Annotated in this window: 7 protein-coding genes; all 7 read left to right on the forward strand. The window is 46.4% G+C overall.

Annotated elements, in window-relative coordinates; all coding sequences use genetic code 11:
• The first annotated feature begins 251 nt into the window (after window positions 1-251).
• The 7 genes from CIK90_RS09040 (at window position 252) to CIK90_RS09070 (ending at window position 6,407) form a co-directional block, all read left to right on the forward strand.
• A complete protein-coding gene (locus CIK90_RS09040) occupies window positions 252-1,370 on the forward strand; it encodes a hypothetical protein (protein ID WP_094465020.1) in 1,119 nt (372 codons plus the stop codon).
• 7 nt (window positions 1,371-1,377) lie between these two features.
• Complete coding sequence (locus CIK90_RS09045) at window positions 1,378-1,776, forward strand: hypothetical protein (protein ID WP_094391086.1); 399 nt, start codon at window positions 1,378-1,380, stop codon at window positions 1,774-1,776.
• A gap of 660 nt (window positions 1,777-2,436) precedes the next feature.
• A complete protein-coding gene (locus tag CIK90_RS09050; protein ID WP_094465022.1) occupies window positions 2,437-2,823 on the forward strand; it encodes a hypothetical protein in 387 nt (128 codons plus the stop codon).
• A gap of 6 nt (window positions 2,824-2,829) precedes the next feature.
• The gene (locus CIK90_RS09055; protein ID WP_254046322.1) at window positions 2,830-5,058 is read left to right on the forward strand and encodes a hypothetical protein; all 2,229 of its coding nucleotides are present in this window, start codon (window positions 2,830-2,832) and stop codon (window positions 5,056-5,058) included.
• Window positions 5,055-5,411 (forward strand): DUF5675 family protein, encoded by a 357-nt coding sequence (locus tag CIK90_RS09060; RefSeq protein ID WP_094465024.1) that lies wholly within the window; start codon window positions 5,055-5,057, stop codon window positions 5,409-5,411. The genes CIK90_RS09055 and CIK90_RS09060 overlap by 4 nt, the downstream gene beginning before the upstream one ends.
• Window positions 5,412-5,682: 271 nt before the next feature.
• Window positions 5,683-5,961 (forward strand): hypothetical protein, encoded by a 279-nt coding sequence (locus CIK90_RS09065; protein ID WP_094465026.1) that lies wholly within the window; start codon window positions 5,683-5,685, stop codon window positions 5,959-5,961.
• Window positions 5,962-5,963: 2 nt separating this feature from the next.
• Window positions 5,964-6,407 (forward strand): D-Ala-D-Ala carboxypeptidase family metallohydrolase, encoded by a 444-nt coding sequence (locus tag CIK90_RS09070; RefSeq protein WP_094465028.1) that lies wholly within the window; start codon window positions 5,964-5,966, stop codon window positions 6,405-6,407.
• Window positions 6,408-7,145: the final 738 nt, after the last annotated feature.

Consider the following 7,145-nt stretch of genomic DNA (forward strand, 5'->3'; position numbering starts at 1 on the left):
TATATATGTTATATTTTGAAAATTGACTTCTTCTCTCTCTGAGGTGCTATTTATTTGCTTTACGGAAACTGTTATCTGTTATCTGTTATTTGTTATTTTCGTCATAAAGTAAATAGTTTTCATCGCTCACCAGTATAGATTTAATCCAAAATAGAAAATTCAAGCGCTATTCTTCCCATTTCCTTTTTGTGGTCTCGAAATTATTTACTACTTTTGTCGCTAAAATAAAAAGCCCACAAAAAATCCTGATCATGACCACATACAGATTCGCGATTACCGGACTACGTCACCATGACTTTGCCAACAGACTCGATGAACTCTACGACAAGGCTATGGGGAAGCGTATGTCTATCAGTATAGAACACGACAACCCTGGAGAAATGGATGCTGTCATCGTGTATTGGGGGCGTTGCTTTGTGGGCTATGTGCGCAGCGGAACAGACAGAGAAAAGGCTTGTTCGCTGATTCTGAGTTCGGGAAGAGGGTCGATGTTTGGCAAGATTGTAGAGGTGGATCGCGATCACAGGGTGCTGTGGATGGAGATTGTCACAGATGTTGAACCGCAGACCGTTTGTCTGCCCTCGGTATGCCCATTTGCCAATTGGGATTACGATGATAAAATATTGCCTCTCAGTCCACAGGAAGTACAGGTTCACACCATGCTCAACTGCCTGGAAATGGTGATCGAAGCCGGTGAACCGTGGAACAGCGAAATGGAAGAATGGCTGTCGGCTGTTGAAGAAAATCTATGGTGTGCCATCAGTTGTGAAACCACCCAACAGATCATCAGAATCATTGAGATGATGACCAGCGCTCCCAATCATCCACAGTACAAAGCAGGTAAAGACAGGTTGCAGCAGGCATTAGACCACATGGGCAGTCCGGAGGTGCGTCGCTTGCAATGTCAGAAAATTTTTGCCAATGCCGAATCAAATGATATGTTGCAGCTGCTGTGCTACTATGGCGACAGAGCCGAAGATGCCGTAGCGTCGCTTCCGTCGGGTTTCGTCATGATGTTTTTACGGGATGGCGAGAGTGCTATGGGAAAGTTGTGGTACATGCACTATCCCCGTAAGAAAATCCGTGCCATTATGTCTTTGCTGGCTATGAAAGTCCACATGATGAAGAACGAAAAGAAACCTCTTGAAAGGAGTATTCCCCAACAATGGTTGGCAAACTGGACTAAGGAGCAGCATAGCAAAATGGCTACTGCCGTCATCACCAAATGTGTCAGCGACTTTGAACTGCAACACACGTCTCCACAAGTCTATAACGAGTTGCAATCATTGCAACAGGCAACGAGACCGCACATCGACTATCATGTGAACACGAACACCTATATTGAAAACCAAACCATCAAACAACAATAATTATTTTATGGAGAACGATAAAAAGTGTGAACGCCACTTCCATTTCAGCGATAAAGTGACCTATATCGAACATCAGGAAATAACCGTACAAAGTGGTGCAAACTTTTATAACGGTCCTGCCGTGGAACCTCAAAATGATCATGAAGAAAAGGAGGAAATCAGCAAACCTGCCGACAATATTGTCTGTGCCCTCATGCCCTTGTTTAAAAACGACCAAAAAGAGGTTGAAGCCTTTCTGCATAAGATAGATGGCGCAAAGCCTACCATGATAACAGAGGAGGTTAACCGCCTGTTGAAACAGGAAAAGATCACGCGTGCAGGATGTAAAGGTCAGATGTGGGAGATATTGCATCAATACAAAATCTATATGCCGTCGGTGAAAAACTGGAACGCACAGGTCAACTGATTGGCTTCGGGAAAGGTGTGCTCCCTTGATATGTCACACGGAAATCGGAAAATTTTATTATCCACGGAACACACAGAGGACACGGAAAAGATTATAGTTGAAGATTTTTAGTTCGTGATTTTTGTTATCAGCCAACCAGGTTATTACTTTTGTCCTTACAGGACGTGGTGGGGTATGTTGCCTATATCCGCAGGGCGGTGCCCTGGGCTATGGAAGCCATTGGGCTTTCAGCCCGCCGTTGCTTGTAATTCTGTGGCCTCCGTGTGCTCCGTGGATCCGTAATTCCGCAGTCCTCCGTGGATCCGTAATTCCGTGTGATCCATGGACAAAAAACTTGCTTTTACTTGTCTTTTCTTGTCTTTACTTGCCACGTCTGAAACAGGCGTGATTTTTGTTTTTACTACCATTTTTCTTCTCTAATTTTGCACCAGTCGAAGGACAGAAGCCTTGGCGCGGTGCCGGTTTTCTTTTCCCCTTCGCAGAAGAAAACAATGAGCGTATATTTCAATTTTACAATCATCAACTGGACGTTCTCGTTTAACGTGAGAATCGGTTCTAACTAAAACACATTTTTTAATCTGAGTTGAACATTGCGGAGGATATTCCCAGGGTAAAGTGCACAAGAATCCAATCTGTTTCCGCTCGCAAAAATCAACTAAGATGAAAACAGAAGAAAAAATCATTAACAACCAGTTTAACAACTGTGACCACATCCAACTCGAAGGCGTAGCGCATTACGACGAGCGCAGATCCTTCTTCTTCACCCCAGACGACCCCATTCCCCACAGCGTGCAGCGCTTCCGTACCAACGGGGTGGCGCAACAGATGACCGACGGGACGTTTGACTTCGTGGCTAAGCCATGGCGGAGATCGCAGTCTGTATTGATCAAGAAACTGGCGCATGGGCGCGTTTCTAAGACCAAGGACGATGGCATCCAACTGACTTTGAAGGTGTATTGTCATGAGTCGATCAATATCGCCAACACCATCAAAAGAGAGGCAGCCGAAGCTGTCAAGGCACTTATTAACTATCAACTAAAACACTAAGAGACAATGAGTTGTTTTGTAATCAAGATGGAGAGTGGCCGTAAAATCGGCTACCCCATCACTTCGAGAGAGCAGTATATGAAGCTCAGGGAATCGGGCGAACAGACTGCCTGTCTGACGAAAGCCCGCAACGGCAATAAAAAGGCGAAGTTGCGTCTGATGCAGTTTAACTATTCGTTGGCAGGAGCAGAACCCTTTGCATTGAAAGGCTACGACATCGTGGGAAAAACCGTGGGCATGGATGTGGATTTTAACCCAGAGGCGAAGGACTATGAGAAGCGCTTGAAAGAAGCGCCACAGCTGATCCTTGACAAGAAAGAGGAACTCGGACTGGTGCTGTTGGAGCGGTCGGTCAACAAAGGTTTTCACTTGGTATTCCGCCGTAGGGCAGGACTCTCGCAGGAGGAAAACTTGCGTTGGGCAAGCGACCTGTTGCAGATACCGTTTGACCAAGCTGCCAAGGACGTGACGCGCGTGTTTTTTGCCACTGGAGCGATGAAAGATGATTTGATTTATCTTGACAATACACTCTTTGATAATGCCCCGTTTGAGGCAGAAAATGCACCTGTGGCAGAGCGTCAACCGACGGAGGAAACGTCAAGTCAAGAGGCGACCAAGGACCAGCCTGCAACGTACCCCATCATGTATCAGGGCATGCCTTATACGTCGATTGTCGAAGCACTGGAAAACCAGTTGGGCGGACGCCCTGAACACGGGTCGCGTAATGCGTTCATCTTTTCGATGGCGTGCAACCTGCGTTATCTGTGCAACGACGACCCATCGTGGATTGCAAGTCTCTTGCCCAATTACGGCGAAGAACAAGGTCGGTGGATGTCCACCATCCGTTCGGCATGCGAGCGCAAGCAGACGATGGCGATGCCCGAAATAGTGAAGCGAGCCTTGAAGGTGGCGCAACAGGAAAACCGCTGTGATGGTGACGGAGAGGGTGAGGATGCTCCGCCTCAGATGCCGAAGAAGCTGCCCAAACTCATCGAACTCCTGACCTCGCAGACGCCAGAGATCTATCGGGCTGCCGTGGCGCATGCGGTATTCCCTCCGTTGGCAACCCACCTGTGGCGCACACGCTTCCCCTATATAGATAATGTGGAGCATGAAGCCACGCTGATGTGTGTGCTGATGGCAGGCACGGGTGCCGGTAAATCGTGCGTCAGCGACCCCATTAAACATATCATGGCGGATATTCGGGAGCGTGACCGAGAGAATTTAGAACGCGAGAAAGCATGGAAGGAAGAAGCGAGCAGAAAGGGTGCCAACAAAGACAAGGCGAAGCGCCCCGAAAACCTTGTCATCCAGGAGATTGATGCCGACATGACCAATCCTGCTTTCGTGATGCGTACCGCCGAGGCACAGGAGCATTTCCTCTATACGTCGCTCAACGAAATAGACCAGTTTGATGCGCTGAAAGGTCAGGGCAAGCAACAGTTTCGCATCATGTGTCTGGCATTCGACCCAGGAAATACCTACGGACAGACGCGTGTGGGTATGCAGTCGGTGACCGAGCGTGTCACGGTAAGATTCAACTGGAACGCTTCGACGACGATACTCAAAGGACAGCAGTATTTCCGCAATGTGCTGACCGATGGTCCTATCTCGCGCATCAATTTCTGTACGATACCGGAGCGAGAGATTGGTGCAGAAATGCCCGTCTATGGCACTTACGATGATCACTTTGACGAGCAGCTCAAGCCATATATTGAAAATCTGTGTCGGGCAAACGGTCTTGTGGAATGTAAGGAAGCCATTGCGTTGGCACAGCAACTGAAAGAAGAGAATGCCGATACGGCACGCATGACGCAGAGCAGAGTGTATGAGAACCTCTCGTTTCGTGCTAACGTCATCGCCTATCTCAAAGCGTGTGTACTGTACGTGGCTAACGGTTGCAAGTGGGAAAAGGAAATCGCCGATTTCGTGCGTTGGTCGGAACAGTACGACCTCTGGTGTAAGATGCGCTTCTTTGCTTCTGCCATCGAGCAGGCAGAAACTGAGGGAGAACGCTCCAACCGCAGAGGGCCGAGAAATCTGCTGCAACTATTGCCCAACGAGTTTACTATGCAGGAAGCAGAAACCCTTCGACTGCAACAGGGCTTTGATAGAAAAGGGACAATACAAATGTTGCGTATGTGGATTCAACGTAAGTACATAATCAGAACAAGCGTTACAGATAACAATATAACAGTTTATGAAAAGCTAAAATTTAGAAATTACGAGAAATGAAGATAACAATCATACGTGCCGAATGTTCTAAATATGGGCAGGACGGTGTACTCTATATCAACAATAATCCGGTTTGCGATACATGTGAACATCCTGAGCGTAAATTGCCAGCAGGAGAATATGACCTAAAGTTGGCATTGAACAGGAAACTTAGGCGGTCGGTACCGACACTCTCGAACGGGAGTATTATCACCATGGGAAACGGTCCGTTTCTGCTCAACAACGACATTATTGTGGGCAAGCGTGTGCTGCGAGGGGTGTTGCTCCAGACATCCGAGGTGTTTAACAAGCTGATTGATCGGCTTGACAAAGCACAAAACGCAGGAAAAACATTTACATTGACAATTAAATAAATAACCGAACTATCGCATGTGGGGAAGTTAAGGGAAGTTAGGGAAGTTAGAGAGAAGTTAAGGGACAAATGTCCTACGTCTTACGGCAAAAGGCTATTGTCTCTTAACTTCCCGAACGACCGTAGGGAGTGATAACTTCCATTTTATGGCACCTTTTCTCGCCATGGCAGACCTCGAACGAGCTCGGGTCTGCTCATCTGGCTTAACGAAAACGTTCTTTAACTTCAATCAATTCCCTCAGTTGCGAAACTTGAATAAATAACGAAACATTATGAAAGAACTTTTCAAGGTAATCTCACAGTCAGAACCTACCACCATCCGTAAGCAGGATGGTTCTCAGATCCACAAGTCCATCATCGTACTGCAAGAGATTGGCAGTCAGTATGAAGACACTTTCGCTGCTACCCTGTTGGGCAACCAGGGAAAATACAGCAAGGGCGACCTCGTATATTGTGCGCTGCGTTTCAACGCTCGCGAATATAACGACAGCATCTATCAGGATGTGGTGATCAAGGACATCGTGAAGTTTCATTCCACCAACGTATTCTGATCATGGCAAAAGACATTATCCTTTCAGAGCATTTCCGCTTGTCGGAGTTTACCAACTCCTACATGGCGAAGCGATTAGGCATTGACAACACGCCTTCGTTGGCGGTAGTGAGCAACCTTCAGCAACTCTGCCGGCATGTGTTAGAACCCCTGCGCCAGTATGCCGGTTGTCCTATCATCATCAGTTCGGGCTACCGTTGTCCGTCGCTCAACCAGGCGGTGGGCGGTGTGAGCAAGAGTCAGCACCTCGTTGGTGAAGCAGCAGACATCGTATTGCCATCCACGGCAGTAGGTCGCCAATGGCTGTGTTGGTTGATGACCCAGAAGTTTGACCAGCTCATCTTCGAGCGTGCGAGCGTCAAGAGCACAACATTCTGGATTCACGTGAGTTATCGGCAGGATGGCCACAACCGCCAACAGGTGATTGATGGGCTGACGAAGATCTAAAGTCTCACAGAAATTTTTAATCCACGGATCACACTCTAAGCGGATTCTTTTGGGGGTTGCTTCGCAAGAAATCTTTGGAGGAAATCTTCATGTAAAATCTAAGGACCTAAACGGTCCAGAAATCTATTTAAGATTGCTATCTCCCTAAAATATTTCTTGCCGTAGGCAACATCTTAAACAGGATTTCCCCAAAAGATTTCTAGCCTTCAGGCTACCCAAAAAAAATCCACGGATCACACGGAGGACACGGAAATTTCGTTGAAGGCGATAGTACAAATAGAAAAAGAGGCGGTATTCGCATACGGCCTCTTTTATAATAAAATAAACATAAATCACTGTACAATTGATTTTAACAATAATTACAATTATTTACGTTGCAAATATACGAATAATAACGATATGTTCCAAATTTTTTGAGCTTTATTTTTTATAATGTCACATGACAGGTCAATGACTCCATCCCAAAGCGTTACAGTTTGACAGTTGACAGTTTTGGGAAATGGATTTTTTTTGGGGGGGGTTGCTTCGCAAGAAATCTTTGGAGGAAATCTTTAATAAAAATATGGCCTACGGCCAGAAATATATCATCGGAATTTAGACGGAAATAAAATCTTTAACAAAAATCTTTGACCAAAATGCGCTCGAGTTCCTCGCTTCTGGGAAGGACTTTGTTATGGATCGCATCAGAGATGCTCGAAATCTTAACAAAAATCTTTAGAATAATTATTATCCAAAAAA

This window comes from Prevotella sp. P5-126 (genome assembly GCF_002251185.1).
In the GTDB taxonomy this organism is placed as follows: Bacteria; Bacteroidota; Bacteroidia; order Bacteroidales; family Bacteroidaceae; genus Prevotella.